This window comes from Nocardioides sp. NPDC057767, assembly GCF_042798275.1.
Classification (GTDB): domain Bacteria; phylum Actinomycetota; class Actinomycetes; order Propionibacteriales; family Nocardioidaceae; genus Nocardioides.
In genome coordinates this window covers 181,056-199,280 of the sequence record NZ_JBHVKJ010000002.1, presented here as the reverse complement: position 1 = coordinate 199,280, position 18,225 = coordinate 181,056, and the positions used below count along the sequence as shown (strand labels likewise).

Genomic DNA, 18,225 nt, shown 5'->3' with positions numbered 1-18,225 from the left:
GTCCGGGCCTTGCTGGCTCGTGCTTGGTTATTGCCTCAGACTGCGCGCTTCTTCAGCTTGCGGCGCTCCCGCTCGGAGAGTCCACCCCAGATTCCGAAGCGCTCGTCGTTGCCCAGAGCAGACTCAAGGCAGTCCTGGCGCACCTCGCAGGTCTGGCAGACCTTCTTGGCCTCCCGAGTCGATCCACCCTTCTCAGGGAAGAACGCCTCCGGATCCGTCTGCGCGCACAGGGCGCGCTCCTGCCAGCCCCCTTCGTCGGTGTCCGGCTCGAGGAGAAACAGCTCTCTCATCGTCTTTCCGACCTTTCGACCCTATTCAGCTTGTTTTCGGGACCGTGACCCCAATTCGGGCCAGTCACCTCACGCCATCGGCAGGTAACCGATCCCCCCGTTTTTTGCGGGAACTGCCTCTGTTACGACCGAGGTCGAGGTTTTGATGCAGTTCCTGTTCGAAATTTTCCCGAGATTTCCTGGCGCTGTCTCCAGCGCTGACGGTCCCCGGTTCAGTTTCGAATCACACTGATGAAATTACATGCCTGTCGGTGCCACAAGTCAACCCTCAAATCTGCTAGGGCTGCACTAACACAGGCTTTCCGCACCGGCTGGAGCAGGGGTGCTGGCCCTCGTCTGAGAGGCTAGGACCATGCGTGACATCACCGTTCTCTCCGGCGGCCATGGTGGCTCGAAGTTCATCTCCGGGCTCCTCCACGGCATCTCTGCCGGCCGCGTCCCAGGCATTAGGGAAGATGCCCGGGTCACCGTGATCGCCAATACCGCCGACGATCTCTGGATGCACGGTGTCAAGGTCTGCCCCGACCTCGACACGGTGATGTACACCCTTGGCAACGGATTCGACCACGAGCGCGGCTGGGGCCGCAAGGCCGAGACCTGGTCGATCAAGGAGGAGCTCGAGGCCTACGGCGTGCCCGGCACCTGGTTCGGCCTCGGCGACCGTGACATCGCCACCCACCTCGTGCGCACCCAGATGCTCGAGGCCGGGTTTCCGTTGTCGCAGGTCACCGCCGCGTTGTGCGAACGCTGGCTGAAGCCTGTATGGGACGAGCGGGTGCGGCTGCTACCGATGACCGACGACCGTGTCGAGACCCATGTGGCGGTCAAGGACGAGAATTCACCCAGCGGTCTCTCGGTCGTTCACTTCCAGGAATACTGGGTGCGCCTCCGGGCCGGCGTCCCCGTCGAGAAGCTGATCTTCGTGGGTCAGGACGAGTCGAAGCCGGGTCCCGGGGTGATGGACGCGCTGCTGAAGTCCGACCTGGTGATCCTGCCCCCGTCCAACCCGGTCGTCTCCGTCGGGACGATCCTCGGAGTGCCCGGGATCCGGGAGGGCCTGGTCGCCACCTCTGCCCCGGTCGTGGGGATCTCGCCGATCATCAGTGGTCACCACGTACGCGGCATGGCGGAGCAGATGCTGGCCGCCATCGGAGTCGACGCGACCGCCGCCGGAGTCGGTCTGCACTATGGGACGCGGGGCTCCGGCGGGATTCTCGACGGCTGGCTGGTCGACACCGCCGACGCCGCCGCGCTCCCCGCCCTCACCGACTCCGGGCTGAAGACGGCCGCCGTGCCGCTGTGGATGTCGTCCGAGGACGCGACCGCCGACATCGCTGCCGCCGCGGTCGAGCTGGTGGCCCGGTGACGGGGCCCATGTCCGGAAGGGGAATCACCGTCACCGCGCCCGACGGCGTCCCCGAGGTGCGGAAGGGCGACGACCTCGCTGCGCTGCTTCTCGACGCCCTCGACTCCGACCTGGCCGACGGCGACATCGTGGTGGTCACCTCGAAGGTGGTCTCCAAGGCCGAGGGGCAGGTGCGGGAGGGGATCCGCGACGACGCGCTCCCCGGCGAGACGACCCGCGTGGTGGCCCGGCGCGGGCCGACCCAGATCGTACGCAGCCGGCTCGGACTGACGATGGCCGCCGCCGGGATCGACGCCTCCAACGTCGAGGCCGGCCACATCGTGCTGCTGCCGCTGGACCCGGACGCGTCCGCTCGTGCCCTGCGCGCCACGCTCCGCGACCGCACCGGCGCGAACGTCGGCGTGATCATCACCGACACCGCCGGGCGGGCCTGGCGCGACGGTCAGACCGACATCGCGATCGGTGCCGCCGGGCTCGAGGTGCTGGAGAGCTTCGCCGGCCAGGTCGACGCCTACGGCAACGACCTCGTCGTCACCGCACCGGCCGTCGTGGACGAGATCGCCTCGGCGGCCGAGATCTCCCAGGGCAAGCTGGGCGCGCGGCCGTTCGCGGTCCTGCGCGGCCGCGCCGACCTGGTCCGTGAGCCCGGTGACGACGGGCCGGGAGCGAGCGCGCTCATCCGCCCCGAGGGGTCCGACTTCTTCGGCTTCGGGGCCAGGGAAGCCGTCGTACGCGCCCTGAAGGGTGCCGCCGAGGACCAGGCACCGTTCGGTGCTCCGGCGAGCGTCGAGGAGCTCTCCGCGGCCGTCACCGAGGTCACCGGGACCGCTCCTGTGGCGCACGGGGACGGGCTCCGGGTGGAGGGCGGCGACCCTGCGGTGGTCGCCGCGCTCGCCTTCGCGCACGGCTGGCGATGCGAGCGCGCGAAGATTAATCACGGGGCAACTTCCCTTCTGCTACCACTGACCACCTAGAATCTGCGCGTCCCGACAAAAGACCCGAGGTACGCCGAACAGTGGCCAACAAGTCGCTCAACAAAGACCGCCGTGCGGTCATCAACGACATCCGCAAGAAGCAGGGCCGCGCCGAGCGCGTCCGTGGTGCGGCGATCGTCGGTGTCTGCGTAGTCATCGCCCTCGTGATCGTGGGTGCCGCCGCGTGGGGTCCGATCACGGACTTCTTCAAGACCAGCAAGTACGACGACGTCGCACTGCAGGACATCGGCAAGAGCACCAAGGCCGCCGGCTGCCAGAAGGTCACCGAGATGGCCGCCGACGGCAACCAGAACCACATCGCCACCGGCACCGAGCAGACCTACACCACTGCTCCCCCGGCCTTCGGCCCGCACTGGAACGAGGCCAACGTCGCGCCGGCCGACATGTCGCGCAAGTTCTACACCGCGGCCGACCGTCCCGACCTCGAGGCGCTGGTGCACAACCTCGAGCACGGCTACACGATCGTGTGGTACGACGACACCGTCTCCGAGGACGAGCTGAACACGCTCCGCGCGATCGGTGACAAGTTCGCCGGCACCTCCAACTTCCGCTACAAGTTCATCGCGGCTCCGTGGACTGCTGCGGACGCCAAGGAGACCGCGGTCGCCGGCGACAAGAAGACCGAGTTCCCCTCGGGCACCCACATCGCCCTCACCCACTGGTCCGCCGACCCGGCCAACCCGACCGAGGCCTCCACCCAGAAGGGTGTCTTCCAGTACTGCGAGAGCGTCTCCGGCGAGGCGATCAAGGACTTCATGCAGAAGTACCCCTACACCTCCAGCCCTGAGGCCCAGGCCATGTGATCCCGTCCCCAGGACGTACGAAACGGCCGTCTCCCTTCGGGGAGGCGGCCGTCTCTCGTTCCCGCTGGTCGAGCCGCCGCTGGTCGAGCCGGATTCGTGAGGAACGAACGAATCCGTGTCGACCGACGGAGTCGCCGCTCAGGTGAGGTCGGTGCGGTCGGAGTCCTTGAGGGCGGCGACGATCTTCTTGACCTGCTGGGCGTGAGCACGGGTGGTGACCAGGACGGCATCCTCGGTGTCGACCACGACGATGTCCTCGAGGCCGATGAGGGCGATCGTGCGGCCGGAGTGAGGCACGACCAGTCCGGTGGAGTCGAAGGCGTGGACGAGGGTGTCGTCACCCAGGATCGTGGGGCCCTCGGGTGAGGCGGTGGTCGCAGCCTGGAGCAGCGTCGCGAGCGAGTCGAAGTCGCCGATGTCGTCCCAGCCGAGGTCGGCGGGGACCGTCGCGACCTTCCCCGCAGCCGCGGCCGGCTCCGCGACCGCGTGGTCGACCGCGATCTTCGGCAGCGTCTCCCACAGCTCCTCGAGTCTCGACGGCTCGGCGGCGATGGCCCGCAGCCGGTCGGTGAAGCCGGGGTCCGACTCTGCGAGCAGGTCGAGGAGCACGGTGGGGCGGACCACGAACATCCCGGCGTTCCACCGGTAGCGACCGGTCGCGAGATAGCCGGCGGCGACCTCTGCCGACGGCTTCTCGACGAACTCGTCGACCAGGTAGGCGCCCGGGTGGCCGTCCAGCTGCTCGCCCTCGGCGATGTAGCCGAACGCGGTCGAGGCGAAGGTCGGTGAGATCCCGATCGTCACCAGCCAGCCGTCCGCGGCGACGGCCGCGGCGCTGCGTACGGTCTCGTGGAAGTTGTCGACGTTGCGGATCACGTGGTCGGCGGCGAAGGAGCCCATGACCGCGTCCGGGTCGCGCCGCTCCAGGAAGGCCGCGGCCAGGCCGATCGCGGCCATCGAGTCACGCCCGCTCGGCTCGGCCAGGATCGCGTCGTGCGGCACCTCCGGCAGCTGCTCGCACACCGCCCGCTCGTGGACCGCGCCGGTCACCACCATGATGCCGTCGCAGACGGGCTCGAGACGGTCGTAGGTCTCCTGCAGGAGCGTACGTCCGTGGCCGGTCAGGTCACGCAGGAACTTCGGCTCCGAGGACCGCGAGAGCGGCCACAGCCGGGTGCCTGCACCGCCGGCGGGGATCACTGCCCAGAACGTCATGCCGCACACCTTAGAGTTTCGACGTGACCAGCTTTCCCGAGACCCTCGCCCGAGCCCTGCGGAACAACCCCGGCGGTCCACTGGTGACCTTCTACGACGAGGCCAGTGGCGAGCGCCAGGAGCTGTCGACGGCGACGTACGCCAACTGGGTGGCCAAGGCCTCCGGCCTGCTCCTCGACGAGCACGGCCTCGAGCGGGGCGACAGCATCCGTATCGACCTGCCCACCCACTGGCTGGCCGCGGTGTTCCTCGGTGCCGCCTGGAACACCGGGCTCGTCGTCACCGACTCCGAGAGTCCCGATGCCGTCGTCTGCGGCCCCGACACCTTGCCGGCCTGGGCGGACAGCGCCGGGAAGCGGCCGACGCTGGCCTGCTCCCTGCTGCCGTTCGGCGTACGTTTCGCCGACCCGCTCCCGCAGGGCGTGCACGACGTCGGCATCGAGGTCTGGGGGCAGCCCGACGCCTTCACGCCCTGGGACCCGCCGGCCGCGGACGACGCCGCCACCTCGTGGGCCGGCGTCGAGACGAGCCACGCGGACCTGCTCGGGGGCGACGGGAGCGGCGCGCGACTGCTCACGACCGTCCCTCCGGCCTCACCGCCCGGCACCGACCTCCTGGCCGGCCTGCTTGCGGGAGGCGGTTCGCTGGTGCTGGTCGCCAACGCGACCGAGGACCGGCTCGATGCCCTCGCCTCGAACGAGCGCGCAACGCATTTCCCGGAGCGCGCGTGATCTCTCCACACCGCATGGTTATCGGCACTCGATAACGCCATTTCTCACGCGGATATCCTCCGCTGAATTCAGGCTGCCCCGACAACGATGAATCGGCGCCAGCCCTGGATTCGTAATCCGGGCCGGCACCGACAGGACGCCCGACAAGTGCGGTGGTGCGGCGCCCTACGGACTCGAGGAAGGGGTGAGCTGTCCTGGGACTCCGTAGTCGATCGAAGGCGCCGCCCGCCGCGCTGCGAGGCATCTTGGGCGGGTCACAGGCTGTTCAGAAAATCGATCACCGCCTGGATGATCGCCTCGATGATGCCGGGATCAGACATGAGCAGACTCCTTTCCAAGTTCCCGAGAAACCCTAGAAATGCGAGCCGGTGATCGGCAGAGAAGCGTGTTGCGTCCTCCCTGCCGCAAACTCGCTGAAAAACACGTTAGACACATCTAACGGACGCTGTCCATGAAATGCTCGGAATTTCCGCGATAACGTCCGTGACATGCGCTATCCGACCTGGTCGTAGCCCCGCATGACGCCCATCTGTGACTTCCGGTCCCAGCCACCGCTCTGGTTGTGCTCGTAGGCGAACCACATCCCGTCGGACTTGCGACGCAGCAGCAGGTCGCCGCCCGTGGAGGCACCGCGCAGGTCCTTGGTCGCGAGGATGAAGTCGAAGGCGCTGGTGTCGATGCCGGGGTCGGAGTAGGTGGTCAGGCCACCGGGACCGTTGGTGCGGAAGATCAGCAGCTTGTTCGAGACCCTGAAGATCGCCTCCGGTGAGCCGTCGTCGGCGTAGAAGCGGCCCGCTCCGATGACTTGGGTCGAACCGCTCACCGCGCTGCGCATCCGGTAGGAGCCACCCAGCGCACCGGTGCCGTGCCCGGGCCAGACCCGGATCTCGCCGGTGGGGTGCTTGCCCAGGAGGTCGGGCCAGCCGTCGCCGGTGATGTCGCCGACGACATCGAGTACCGCGAGCGAGTCGAAGTTGCGCCCGATGATGACGCCCGCGGCGAAGGTCTCGGTGCCGTTGCCCCGGTAGACCCGGATCGTCCCGTCGGTGTGCCGGATCAGGATGTCGCCGTCGCCGTCGCGGTCCCAGTCACCGGCATTCATCAGCGTGGCCGAGCTGCCGCCGATCAGGTTGGTCGCCCGCGGCGTACCGAAGCGGGCGTTGCCGTCGGTGCGGATCACCACGATCCGCTTGTCGGAGGCCCTCCGCGCGACCAGGTCGGGGTAACCACGGCCGCTGATCTGCGACTGCAGCTCCCGTGCGGCCCAGCTCGCCTGCTTCGAGCCCGCCTGCGAGCGGATCGTGCTCAGCTGGGCGTAGAGGTAGCGCCCCGGGCATGCGGTGGAGCCGGCGTCGCGGTGTCCCATGATCGCGTGCGCGAAGGTGCGGTCGCCGATCCTGGTGGAGCCCTTGTTGCCGCGTACGCCGTGCAGCGAGAGCTTCCACGCGAAGAGGGTGCCGAAGGCGTTCACCAGTGCGCTCGGGGGCGCGACGTTGTCGAAGTTGCCGATCGCGGAGGCCCCGAAGCTGTAGCTGTTGTAGCCCGACGTGTGGGCCCCGACCACGGGGCGGTCGACGCCGCCGTAGCGGCCTTCCCAGATCCGGCCGAACTTGTCGACCAGGAAGTTGTAGCCGATGTCGCGCCAGCCGCGGCTCTGCACGTGGAAGGTGTAGATGCTCCGGATGATTCCGGGCACCTGGTCCCTGGTGTAGGAGTTGGTGTTGACGGTGTGATGAACGAACCCACCGCGCACCTCGTGATAGTCGGGCGGGCCGGCCTCGCGCACGCTCTCGTCGGCGCCCCACTGGCGACGGCTGTAGATGCTGGGTTTGGGCGTGTACGCAGCCGCCGAGAGCGTCGCGTCGCCCTCTTCAGCACCCTCGGCACCCTCGACGTCCCTGGCTTCCTCAGCCGCCTCCGGGGCGTCGTCGGCCCCGGTCTCGATCTCGGGCGACTCGCTGCGCGTCGAGCTCGCCTCGCCAGGGGTGATCACCGCCAGCCGGAGGTCGGCGGGGACCTCGGCGCCGCTGAGACGCAGTCGTGCCTGGACCTGCTCGACCTCGCCGACGATCGCCTCCATGGTTCCAGGCCGCGCCCCCGCGGCCTCTGCGGACGCGGGGTCAGGAGCGTGGTCGTCGACGTGGACGTCCAACGCCTGCCAGTCGCTCCACGTCCCGTCCACCGACGTGCGTACGTCCGCCCCGACCGACTCCTCCGGGACGACCGCGCCGGGCGCCCAGGTGAGCCCGACCGTGCCGAAGCCGTTCACGGGCTGCGGGAGACTGGTGACGGTCACCGCATCGGCGGCGGAGGCTGCCCTCCTGGCCTGCGTGGTGATCCGGCCGGTCACACCACGGCCGGACTCACGACCCTTGGCCAGCGGCGCGGTCAACGAGATCTCCTTCAGGCGGGCATCGACCGGGTCCGCGGGCACCTCGGCCGCGGCCGACACGACCGTGCTGTCCGAGACCGGGGCGTCGCCAGGACGGACCACCTTCAGGTCGACGACGGTGCTCGCCGGGACCAGGGCGGCCAGGACGACCCCGAGCACGAGCAACTGCTGGGTCGAGGCCACGTAGCGGGACCGAGCACGCTGAGCGTCGTTCGACTCGTCCTGTTCAGCCTGCGAAATCATGCGTGGATCCCCCTGGTTCCGTAACACCAGGGAACATCTTTCACATCAGCAACAGAGGACGGAAGAGCCCGCGAGGAACTACATGTCTGTAATTCCTCGCGGGCTCATGTGCCGGGCAATGGGATCTCGACCCGCTTCGCGGGTTCGATCTCTTCGCGTTGCGACCCTGCGACTTGGTCGCAGGATCAGACTTCGGCCCCCAGGGCACTGTCGGCGGCCTCGAGCTGCTTCAGCTTGGCCGACCCTTTGGCGTCGTCCTCACCGTAGTGGAGGTATTCGATGCCCTCGTCGACGTCGCCGTCGAAGACCAGGCGGCCCTTCTCCAGGCAGATGACGCGGTCGCACATCCGCTTGACCGAGCCGGCGGCGTGGCTGACGTAGACCACGGTGCGGCCGCTGTCGCGGATCTCCTCCATCTTCTCCATGCACTTCTTCTTGAAGGGCTTGTCACCGACGGCGAGGACCTCGTCGGCGAGGAAGATGTCGGAGTCGATGTGGACGGCGACGGAGAACCCCAGCCGGGAGTACTGCCCCGAGGAGTAGTTGCCGACCGGCGAGTTGAGGTGGTCACCGAGCTCGGCGAAGCGCACCACGTCGTCGTAGATCTCGGCGGTCTCCTCGGCGGAGAGCCCGTAGATCGCCGCATTGAGGAAGATGTTCTCCCGACCCGACAGCTGCGGGTGGAAGCCCGCCCCTGTCGCGATCAGGCCGGCGATCTGGCCACGCGTCTTCACGACGCCCTGGTCTGGGCGCATCACGCCGCTGATCAGCTTGAGCAGCGTCGACTTGCCGGAGCCGTTGAGGCCCATCAGGCCGACCGACTCGCCCTGCTTGATCGTGAAGGTGACGTCGTCCAGCGCCTTGAAGGTGTTGGAGACCGCCTGCCCCTTGATCTTGGCGACGGTGATGTCCTTGATGCTGCGGTGGTAGCGGAGCGTGAAGTTCTTGGTGACCCCGTCCACCACGATCGAGTCGGCGGTCATGTCAGTCGCTCCGGAATCTTGTTCTCGTACTTGCTGAAGATCAGCTGCGCGATCACCAGCAGCACCAACGATCCCCCGAACGCTCCCAAGCCCCACGTCCACAGATTCTCGGGCAGATGCTTGGCGGCCGTCGCCTCGGGGTTGTCCGTCACCCCGATCCAGAACGCCTGCTGGAAGAGCAGGACGGCCTCCGAGATCGGGTTGAGCAGGTAGATCCAGGACTTCTCTCCGAGGAACTCCTCGATCATGGAGAACGGGTACATCATCGGCACACCGAACCGGATGTAGTTGGTGAGAATGTTGACCGCGCTGCCGAAGTCCCGGAAGAAGACGTTCGCGAGGCTGAAGACCAGCGCCAGAGCGGTGCCGAGCGCCATCACGATGCCGAGCGCGAGCAGGAACGACGGGACCATCTCCCACGTCGGGGTCCACCCGCTCAGCAGGCAGACGACCACCAGGATCAGGGTCGCCGGCACCAGGTGGTAGAGCGATACCAGCATCGAGGCGACCGGGAACATCTCCTTCGGCATCGCCATCTTCTTCAGCAGACCCTTGTTGCCGAGCAGGGATCGAGTGCCGGCACCGAAGGTCTCGGTGAAGAAGTGGACGATGACGAGCCCGGCGAACAGGTGGATCGGGTAGTACTCCATCCCCTTGTCCGCGCCCATGATCTTGCCCATGAAGAGCCAGTAGACGCAGAACTGCGTCAGCGGGTTGATGTAGGACCAGAAGACGCCGAGGATCGAGTTGGAGTAGCGGCCGCTGATCTCCCGCTGCACCAGCAGCTTGAGCAGATAGCGGCGCTTGAAGACCGACAGCAGCCCGAGGTTCTCCGCCGGCGGTGCCAGCGGCGCGTCCACGATCCGTACGGGACGTTCATCAACTCCGGTTGCCATCGGTCCCCTTCTCCTCAGCGACCTTCCACGGCTCGAAGGTCTTCTCCCATGCCTCCGGCGAGGTGAACTCGCTCAGCTTGGAGCGGTACTCCTCGGCCAGCTTGGGCCAGCGACGCTTGAGCTGACGGTGCACCTTGATGGTGTCACGCAGCATCTGGTTGAAGAGCTTCTTGTCGCGGCGGTAGAAGGCAGCGCCCTGCTGGTCGTTCATCGACACGATGGCGCTGTCGTACTTGGTGATCCGGTACCACTGGTTGTCCATCGCGGCGAGCTCGGCCTCGGGGAACTCCGTGGAGAGCTTGCGCGGCTTCATCAGCTGCCGGATCGGCGCCTTGAGCGCAGCCAGCTTGACCTCGCGGTTGGTCGGCACGTCGGTGTCGTCCTTGCCCTTGCGCGGCGGCTTGTGGCGACGCACGGGCGGGAACTCGTCACGGTCGGCCTTGAGCTGCGCGTCCGGGAAGTCCTTGACCATCTGACGTACGGCGGGAAGCTGGGTCGCGAGGGTCTCGTGGAGCATCGAAGGGCCGGCGAGCACGTCGAGCAGTGCCTGGTGGCGCAGCAGGACGGTCGAGTACTGCATCGAGACCAGGTGCTTGATCTGGTGGGAGAACGACTCGGTGACCATCCGGCCGCCGTCGTCGTAGATCGAGTGCAGCAGCGCGGCGACGAAGCGGTTGCGCTGGTGGAAGTAGGACTGCCAGTCGAGCGCGTCGTTCTTGTCGGTCCACGGGACGTGCCACACGGCCGCCCCCGGGAACGACACGGTCGGGAAACCGGCCGCCTTGGCGCGCAGGCCGTACTCGGAGTCGTCCCACTTGATGAAGACCGGCAGCGAGAGCCCGATCTCCTCGATCACCTTGCGCGGGATCAGGCACATGAACCAGCCGTTGAAGTCCACGTCGACGCGCTTGTGCAGCCAGCGGGTCGAGCGCAGGTTGCGGGCACCGAAGTCCCAGTCGCCGAAGACGCCCGGGGCCGACTGCCACCAGAACCGCCACGGCTGGACGATCTCGCCGTAGGAGTGCAGGCGGGACTTGGCGTAGAGCGAGAACATGTGGCCGCCGACGATGGTCGGCCGCTTGGCCAGGTCACCGAAGGTGACCGCGCGGATGATGCCCTCGGGCTCGCAGACGACGTCGTCGTCCATCATCAGAGCGTACGTCGCGGTGCCCTTGCGCAGCGACTCGAGCTGACCGCGCGCGTAGCCGCCGGAGCCGCCCAGGTTGCCCTGCTCGATGATGTGCAGCAGGTCGCCCAGAGCCTTCTCGGCCGCCGGGAACTCGACGTCGTCGACGACCTTCTTGGTGCCCTGCTCCATCACGAAGACGGTGTCGAGGTAGGGACGCAGCTGCTCGTCCTCACCCATCTGCGCGAGCAGCTTGGCGCAGAAGTCGGGCTTGTTCATCGTGGTGACGCAGATGTCGACGGTGCCGTGCTCGGCACGGTCGTCGGGGACCTCCGCGGTCCACTCGGCCGAGGTGATGACGGCGTCCTCGTCGGAGGCGACCACGTCGTACCAGTACCAGCCGCCGTCGACGAACGGCTTCAGCGGCAGGTCGAAGGTGAAGGTGCCCTCGGGGTTGGTGCCGGTGTCGGCGGCATCGACGCGCTGCGAGCGGCCGTTGGCCATCGACTTGTAGACGATGACGCTCGCACCACGGCCCTGGAGAGCGACGGTCAGCTTCACGCTGTCGACCACGGTGTGCCGGCGCCAGTAGCTGGCCGGGAACGCGTTGAAGTAGGTGCCGAGCGAGAGCCGCTCGCTCTTCAGGATCCGCAGCGCCGTACGCGACTCGATCTGGTCGGGGTGGATCTGGGTCCCGTCGTTGATCGACTGGCGGATCTGGGCGTTGTTCAGCGCCTGGGCCGTCTTGTCGGAGCCGACCTCGTACTTGTCGGCGTCGAGGATGGCAGCCTGGTTATCGACGTAGAGCGGGAGTACGTCGGAGTCACGGTCCAGGGGCAGGATCTGCCGCTGGAGCAGTCGGGTCACGCTCATTCGTCAACGCCTCCGGAGGTGAGCGGGGTGCCGTCCTCGAAGTGGGGACGGAGCTTGTTCTCGAACATGGTGAGCGCGGACGCGATCGCCATGTGCATGTCCAGGTACTTGTAGGTGCCGAGGCGGCCACCGAAGAGCACCATCGGCTCCTTCTTGGCCAGGTCGCGGTAGACCAGGATCTTCTCGCGGTTGTCGGCGGTGTTGATCGGGTAGTACGGCTCGTCGCCCTCCTGGGCGAAGCGGCTGTACTCCTTCACGACGACGGTCTTGCCCGGCTTGTAGCGGTCGGCACGCTCTGGGTGGAGGTGCTTGAACTCGAGCTCGCGGGTGAACGGGACCTCGGGGTCGTTGGCGTTGACCACGCCGGTGCCCTGGTAGTCGTCGACGTCGAGGATCTCGGACTCGAGGTCCACGGTGCGCCACGACAGCTTGCCGGCGGAGAAGTCGAAGTACTCGTCGACCGGGCCGGTGTAGACGATCGGGACCTTGCCCTTGTAGTCGTCGACAACCGTGAAGAAGTCGGTGTCGAGCATGACCGTGATGTTCGGGTGGTCAGCCATCCGCTCGAGCCACGCGGTGTAGCCGTCGACCGGCAGACCCTCGTACTTGTCGTTGAAGTAGCGGTTGTCGAAGGTGTAGCGGACCGGGAGGCGCGTGATGATGTCCGGCGACAGCTCCTTGGGGTCCTTCTCCCACTGCTTGGCGGTGTAGCCCTTGATGAACGCCTCGTAGAGCGGGCGGCCGATCAGCGAGATCGCCTTCTCCTCGAGGTTCTGGGCCTCCTCGGTCTTGAACTCGCTGGCCTGCTCGGCGATCAGCGCGCGCGCCTCGTCGGGGGTGTGCGACTTCCCGAAGAACTGGTTGATCAGCGCGAGGTTCATCGGCAGGGAGTAGACCTGTCCCTTGTACTTGCCGAAGACCTTGTGCTTGTAGTCGGTGAAGTCGGTGAACTTCCGCACGTAGTCCCACACCTTCTCGTTGGAGGTGTGGAAGAGGTGGGTGCCGTACTTGTGCACCTCGATGCCGGTCTCCTCGTCGAACTCGGAGTAGGCGTTGCCCCCGATGTGGGGGCGGCGCTCGATGATGAGCACCTTCTTGTCCAGCTCGGAGGCGGCGCGCTCGGCGATGGTGAGGCCGAAGAGGCCGGAGCCGACGACGACGAGGTCAGGAGTGGTTTCAGGGGAGGACACGATCGCTCAGTCTAGGTCTCTGTGGGTAAGGGGTCGGTCAGGAGGAGGTGAGGGTCAAGGTGTGGGCAGGGTTCGCATACCCCGCGCGGCGCGCAGGGCCTTGATCACGTTGACGGCTTCGTGCTTGCCGCCTCGCAGCGGGCTGAGGAGGACCACAGCCGCGGTGATGAGCCAGGGCTTGAGACGTACGAGGACGTTCTCGCCGTAGCGGAAGTGGACGACGAAGAGGTTGCGGTACATGTAGAAGCCCTTCCAGCCGGCCAGGTCGTGCTGCTGGCTGAAGTCGAGCTGCCGCACGAGCACGGCGTCGCGTACGGCCCAGATGGTGCGGCCGGCGCGGCGGGCGCGGATCGCGAGGTCCACGTCGTCGTAGAAGATGAAGTAGGTGGGGTCGGGGAGGCCGATCTCCTCCAGGACGGTGCGGCGGATCATGAAGCCCTCGAAGGCGACGTTCTCCACCGGGACCCGCTCGGGCATGGCGTCGCGGGTCGGGTAGGTGTCCATGACCGCGGCGGTCTTGGGCTTGATCGCGAGCGGGTTGCGCAGGTCGAACTTCAGCGCGGCCAGCTCGATCAGCTTGCCGTTGCGGTCCTCGCGCACCGAGAAGAGGCAGTCCTCGTCCTGGGCGAGCAGCACCTCGAGGCAGTCGTGGGCCGGGACGACGTCGTCGTCGATCAGGTAGAGCCGGTCCCAGCCCTGCTCGACCGCGGCCTTGGCGCCGAGGTGGAAGCCGCCGGCGCCACCGAGGTTCTCGGGGCTGTCGATGACCTGGAGGTTGGGCGTGACCGCCTCGGCGAGGACCTGCGCGGTGTGGTCCGTGGAGGCGTTGTCGACGACGATCACGGCGTCGGCGGGCTGGTCGAGCTTGGTGAGCCCGTCGAGCAGCCCACGCAGCATGTCGGCGCGGTTGTAGGTGACGACGACGATCGCGACCGTCTCACGGGTGGTGCTCAACGAAGGAACCTCTCGTGTCCACTGAAGTCCCCCCGGACAGCCGCCCACCACGCCTGCACCGACAGCCGGATGCGGCTCGGCTGCGGCTTGGTGAGCAGGTAGAACCATAGAGTCTTGGCCACGAAAGCCAAAGCGAAGGGCCACCCTCGGTAGTCGCGCAGGTTGAGCAGGTTGTTGCGCGCCATGCAGTAGTGCTTCAGGTCGCTGGGCGTGTGGTTGTACGTCGCCCTCCCCCACGCCATCGGGGTGCCGAGGTCACCGACGGCCGGGTGGCGCACCTGAGCCCCGACGACGGTGGCGATCCGGGCCCCGGCCTTCTCGGCCCGGAGGCGGTATTCGTGGTCGTCGCCCCAGATGAAGTACTCCGCCCGGGGGTAGCCGATCCGCTCCACCAGGTCGCGGGTGACCAGGACCCCGTTGAACGGGATCACGATGTCCTTGATCAGGCCATCGGTGGCCGCCGCCTCGACGTCGGCGAGCTGGTGCACGACCTTCGAACGGCCCGGGAGCCGGATCGGGAAGACCAGGCGGCCGGGGTCGCCCTCGTCGACGACGAGCGGCCCCCAGAAGTCGAGGTCGGTCTGCTTGAGGAGAAGCGCCAGGCAGTCTGGATCGGGCAGGCCGTCGTCGTCCATCAGCCAGACCAGGTCCGCGCCGCGCTCGATCGCCAGCTCCAGGCCGTCGTGGAAGCCGCCGGCACCACCGCTGTTGCGCTGCAGGGTGCGCGCGACCACCGGAACCGCGCTTCTGGTGGCCGAGCCTGTCGAGACCCCATCGGCGCCGTCGAGCTCGGCGAGCCACTGCGACGTGCCGTCCGTGGAGGCGTTGTCGACGACGATCACCTCGTCGAGCCCGTCGACCACGTCGAGCCGCTCCAGCAGTCGCTGCAGCAGCTCGAGACGGTTGAAGGTCACCACCACGGCGGCGACACGATTACTCCCTGGCACGGATCCAGACTAGCCGCGACCGCGGGGTATCCCGGGAATCAGCGAGTCGTCGTGACGCCCCGTTAACGCGTTGTTCAACACGCTCGAGCAGGACCCCGCTGGCCGAGCCGCCGGAGCCGCTGGGCGGGGGCGTGTCGAGACCAACACGGTCGCGTACGTGCTGTGTTGGTCTCGACACGCTCGCTGACGCTCGCGGCTCGACCGACGGTGGCTCAGCACGCGGAGGCGAGGTCGTCGGTCTCGTTGGCCTGGTAGCCCTTGTTGCGCGAGCCCAGCGAACCGCCGGTGACGGGGCCGCCCTTGTCGGAGTCGCCGGAGGCCTTGGGCTTGCTCTTCGGGGCGGGCGCCTTGGTCTCGCCGTCGTCGCCGGTGCTCGGGGACGCGAAGACCTCCTCCTTCTTCGGGGTCGCCTTCTTCACCGCCTTGCGAACCTCGGCGTGGATGTCGGACATGTCGGGGTCGGCGGTGTCGACCAGCGGCGGCACCAGCGAGAGCGTCGAGATCTTCTGCGACTTCGCCTTGAGCGCCAGCGCCGAGAACCGCTCGATCTCACTCGGCGGGACGGAGGTCGTGATCGTGGATCCGGTCGCCTTCGCGACATCCTGGTAGTGGCGTACGACGTCGGCCGGGCTGGTCTGCTGCAGGATCGCGTTCAGGACGCACTTCTGACGGGCCATCCGGGAGTAGTCGTCGGAGTCGTGACGGGCCCGGGCGTACCAGAGGGTCTCCCAGCCGTCGAGCTTCCTGGTGCCGGGCTGGATGTGGGTGTAGAAGCTGTCGGAGGGGATGCCGACCGGGATCGGCTGGCGGACCTTCAGGGTGACGCCGCCGATGGCGTCGACGATCTCCTGGAAGCCGTTGAGGTCGACGATCGCGTAGTAGCTGATCTGCAGGTCGGTGATGCCCTCGACGGCGTCGACGGTGGCGGCCATCCCGGGGTCCTTCTCACCCTTGTAGAGCTCCTTGTGCTCTCCGGCCCAGGTGCTGACGCCGTTGAGGTAGCAGCCGTCGCAGTCGAAGCCGCGCGGGAACTCCTTGTCCATCGGGGAGCCGTCGTCGAAGGTGAAGTTCTGCATGTTGCGGGGCAGGCCGATGAGGACGGTGCGACCCGTGACCGCGTCGATCGAGGCGACCGTCAGAGAGTCGGGCCGCAGGCCCCAGCGGGTCTTCCCGCCGTCGGAGTCGGCACCGGCGAGCAGGACGTTGAAGCGGCCGTTGTGGGCCTCGGCGGCCTCCGCGCCGGCGAAGATCGCCTCGACCATGCCCTTGTGGACACCGACCAGGTGGGCGCCGAAGATCAGGGTCGCGCCCACGGAGAAGGCCAGTGCGCCGCCGATCGCGACCACGACCCGGCGCTGCTTGAGGTCGAGCTCGAGCGGGCGGCCCAGCCGCCAGGCGTCGATGAACAGTGCGGCCCAGGCGATCGCACCCGCGATGAGCGCGATCCGGAAGAGGCCGAGCAGCCAGGGCCTGGTGCCGAGCTGGAAGATCAGGCCGTGCCAGAACAGGGAGATCACGAAGACCAGCCCGGCGGTGACCGCGAGACCGATGACGGTCCAGATCGCGATCCGGCCGACCCGGCGGTTGCCGGCGACGAGCTGGGCCGACCCGGGCAGGAGCAGCGTGATCAGCAGCAACGCCATCGCGCGGCGGAACCGCACGCGGGAGGCGCGCTCGGCGGCCGTACGCTGCGGCCGGTAGTTCTGGTCAGCCATCTCGGTCCCTCGGGTGAAGAGTTTGCATCGCCAGTATCACTAGTCACACACGTAACAGAGTGACGCGACGCGCCGACCAACTCTAGTCGCCGGGCACGGTACGTTTGAGCCCATGCCAAACCCCCGCAACCCTGGCAACCCGAACGATCCCCGGTCGCAGCAGTACGGCTGGGCGTACGGCGGTGGCCAGCCTGCCCAGAACTCGGGCCCGGAGCCGACCAACGTCATGCCCACCGTCCGTCGGCCTCCCGCCGGCTCGCCTCCCCAGGCGCCGCCGCGTGGCGGCTATGACCGGCCGCTGCCCCAGCCGGGCGAGATCGCGCCGACGCCCGGGCAGGGCGGCTACGGCAACCAGGGTTACAACCAGGGCTACAACCAGGGCTGGAGCCAGCCGAGCGAGTACGGCGGCGGCAACGGCGGCGGCTACGGGGGCCCGGGCAACGGCTACGGCGGCGGTCGCGGGGGCCGTCAGTCCCGGCCGAAGAAGCGCCACCCGTTCCGCAAGTTCGTCATCATCGTGATGATCCCGATCCTGATCCTGGTCGGCTCGGTGGCCTGGATCGGCATCTCGGCCTGGAACAAGGTCGACAAGGTCGCCTACGAGCCGACCGCGGGCGAGCGGCCGGCGGACCAGCCGGGCACGACGTACCTCATCGTCGCCAGCGACTCCCGCGAAGGCCTGACCGCCGAGGAGAAGAAGAAGCTCTCCACCGGTGACGCCGCGGGCAGCCGCACCGACACCATCAAGCTGCTGCACACCGGCGCCGGCAAGACGATCGTGGTGACCCTCCCCCGTGACTCGCTGGTCCCGATCCCGGGCCACGGCACGACCAAGATCAACGCGGCCTTCGCCTACGGCGGGCCCGAGCTGCTGGTGCAGACGATCGAGCAGAACACCGGCGTGCGCATCGACGGCTACGTCGAGATCGGCATGGGCGGCCTGGCCCGCCTCGTCGACGGCGTCGGCGGCATCGAGATCTGCCCGAAGAAGGACATGAAGGACCCCAAGGCGGGGTTGAACATCAAGAAGGGCTGCCAGGAGGTAGATGGCGTGACCGCGCTCGCCTACTCCCGCTCCCGCTACGCGGCCGAGAACGGCGACCTCGGCCGTGGCGCCAACCAGACCGAGGTCATCTCGGCGATCGGCAAGAAGGCCACCAGCGTGGGCACCCTGCTGAACCCCGCCAAGCTGGCCGAGATGGGCAGCGGCGCCGAGGGGCTCAAGGTCGGCAAGGGCATGAGCGTCATCGGCGGCGCGAAGTTCCTGTGGGCGTTCAAGGCGCTCGCGGGCGGCTCCGCGATGACCTGCGGCGTCCCGATCAAGGACTTCGCGGTCAACTGGCGCAAGGACGACGCGCTGACGATGTTCGGCCACATCAAGGCGGACACCGTCGACCAGATCCCGGCGGACATCTGCACGCCGACCGGTCTGCCCGGGTAGTCCGAACCATCCGTAGCCGTCCCTACTGACTTTCGTCGGTAGGGACGGCTGCTTTTCGTCCACTC

15 protein-coding genes are annotated in these 18,225 nt (G+C 67.7%); 5 read left to right on the top strand and 10 right to left on the bottom strand.

Annotated features, from left to right (window positions below; translation table 11 throughout):
• Positions 1–35 precede the first annotated feature (35 nt).
• Entirely contained in the window at positions 36–290 is a 255-nt protein-coding gene (locus tag ACFVDI_RS02290; protein WP_008361238.1) for a WhiB family transcriptional regulator, read from the bottom strand.
• A 352-nt stretch (positions 291–642) separates the two neighbouring features.
• Between ACFVDI_RS02290 and cofD the strand changes: the two genes are divergently transcribed.
• From cofD to ACFVDI_RS02275, 3 genes are read left to right on the top strand one after another with little or no spacing between them, the layout of a single operon-like run.
• On the top strand, positions 643–1,656 hold the full coding sequence (gene cofD / locus ACFVDI_RS02285) for a 2-phospho-L-lactate transferase (protein WP_378899859.1): 1,014 nt from the start codon (positions 643–645) through the stop codon (positions 1,654–1,656).
• An 8-nt stretch (positions 1,657–1,664) separates the two neighbouring features.
• Positions 1,665–2,630 (top strand): coenzyme F420-0:L-glutamate ligase, encoded by a 966-nt coding sequence (cofE, locus tag ACFVDI_RS02280; protein WP_378899856.1) that lies wholly within the window; start codon positions 1,665–1,667, stop codon positions 2,628–2,630.
• A gap of 41 nt (positions 2,631–2,671) precedes the next feature.
• Positions 2,672–3,454, top strand: a complete 783-nt coding sequence (locus tag ACFVDI_RS02275) for a DUF3105 domain-containing protein (protein ID WP_378899853.1) — start codon at positions 2,672–2,674, stop codon at positions 3,452–3,454.
• 138 nt (positions 3,455–3,592) lie between these two features.
• On the opposite strand, the gene ACFVDI_RS02270 is transcribed toward ACFVDI_RS02275, so the two are convergent.
• A complete protein-coding gene (locus tag ACFVDI_RS02270; RefSeq protein ID WP_378899850.1) occupies positions 3,593–4,669 on the bottom strand; it encodes a mannose-1-phosphate guanylyltransferase in 1,077 nt (358 codons plus the stop codon).
• A 23-nt stretch (positions 4,670–4,692) separates the two neighbouring features.
• Between ACFVDI_RS02270 and ACFVDI_RS02265 the strand changes: the two genes are divergently transcribed.
• On the top strand, positions 4,693–5,400 hold the full coding sequence (locus ACFVDI_RS02265; RefSeq protein ID WP_378899847.1) for a TIGR03089 family protein: 708 nt from the start codon (positions 4,693–4,695) through the stop codon (positions 5,398–5,400).
• Positions 5,401–5,893: 493 nt separating this feature from the next.
• Here the strand turns inward: ACFVDI_RS02265 and ACFVDI_RS02260 are convergent, their stop codons facing one another.
• The 8 genes from ACFVDI_RS02260 to ACFVDI_RS02225 form a co-directional block, all read right to left on the bottom strand.
• On the bottom strand, positions 5,894–8,035 hold the full coding sequence (locus ACFVDI_RS02260) for an N-acetylmuramoyl-L-alanine amidase (protein ID WP_378899844.1): 2,142 nt from the start codon (positions 8,033–8,035) through the stop codon (positions 5,894–5,896).
• A gap of 185 nt (positions 8,036–8,220) precedes the next feature.
• Positions 8,221–9,018 (bottom strand): ABC transporter ATP-binding protein, encoded by a 798-nt coding sequence (locus ACFVDI_RS02255; protein WP_378899841.1) that lies wholly within the window; start codon positions 9,016–9,018, stop codon positions 8,221–8,223.
• Entirely contained in the window at positions 9,015–9,914 is a 900-nt protein-coding gene (locus ACFVDI_RS02250) for an ABC transporter permease (RefSeq protein ID WP_378899838.1), read from the bottom strand. The genes ACFVDI_RS02255 and ACFVDI_RS02250 overlap by 4 nt, the downstream gene beginning before the upstream one ends.
• Positions 9,898–11,913, bottom strand: a complete 2,016-nt coding sequence (locus ACFVDI_RS02245) for a glycosyltransferase (RefSeq protein ID WP_378899835.1) — start codon at positions 11,911–11,913, stop codon at positions 9,898–9,900. The genes ACFVDI_RS02250 and ACFVDI_RS02245 overlap by 17 nt, the downstream gene beginning before the upstream one ends.
• The gene (glf, locus tag ACFVDI_RS02240) at positions 11,910–13,103 is read right to left on the bottom strand and encodes a UDP-galactopyranose mutase (RefSeq protein WP_378899832.1); all 1,194 of its coding nucleotides are present in this window, start codon (positions 13,101–13,103) and stop codon (positions 11,910–11,912) included. Before glf ends, ACFVDI_RS02245 begins: the two co-directional genes overlap by 4 nt.
• Positions 13,104–13,157: 54 nt before the next feature.
• Positions 13,158–14,057 carry a glycosyltransferase gene (locus ACFVDI_RS02235; RefSeq protein ID WP_378899829.1) on the bottom strand — a complete coding sequence of 300 codons (900 nt, stop codon included), beginning with the start codon at positions 14,055–14,057 and terminating at the stop codon, positions 13,158–13,160.
• Complete coding sequence (locus tag ACFVDI_RS02230) at positions 14,054–15,004, bottom strand: glycosyltransferase family 2 protein (RefSeq protein WP_378899826.1); 951 nt, start codon at positions 15,002–15,004, stop codon at positions 14,054–14,056. The genes ACFVDI_RS02235 and ACFVDI_RS02230 overlap by 4 nt, the downstream gene beginning before the upstream one ends.
• 212 nt (positions 15,005–15,216) lie before the next feature.
• Positions 15,217–16,719 (bottom strand): LCP family protein, encoded by a 1,503-nt coding sequence (locus tag ACFVDI_RS02225; RefSeq protein ID WP_378899823.1) that lies wholly within the window; start codon positions 16,717–16,719, stop codon positions 15,217–15,219.
• 112 nt (positions 16,720–16,831) lie between these two features.
• Between ACFVDI_RS02225 and ACFVDI_RS02220 the strand changes: the two genes are divergently transcribed.
• Positions 16,832–18,160: an LCP family protein gene (locus tag ACFVDI_RS02220; RefSeq protein ID WP_378899820.1), complete on the top strand. Its 1,329-nt coding sequence runs from the start codon at positions 16,832–16,834 to the stop codon at positions 18,158–18,160.
• Positions 18,161–18,225 lie beyond the last annotated feature (65 nt).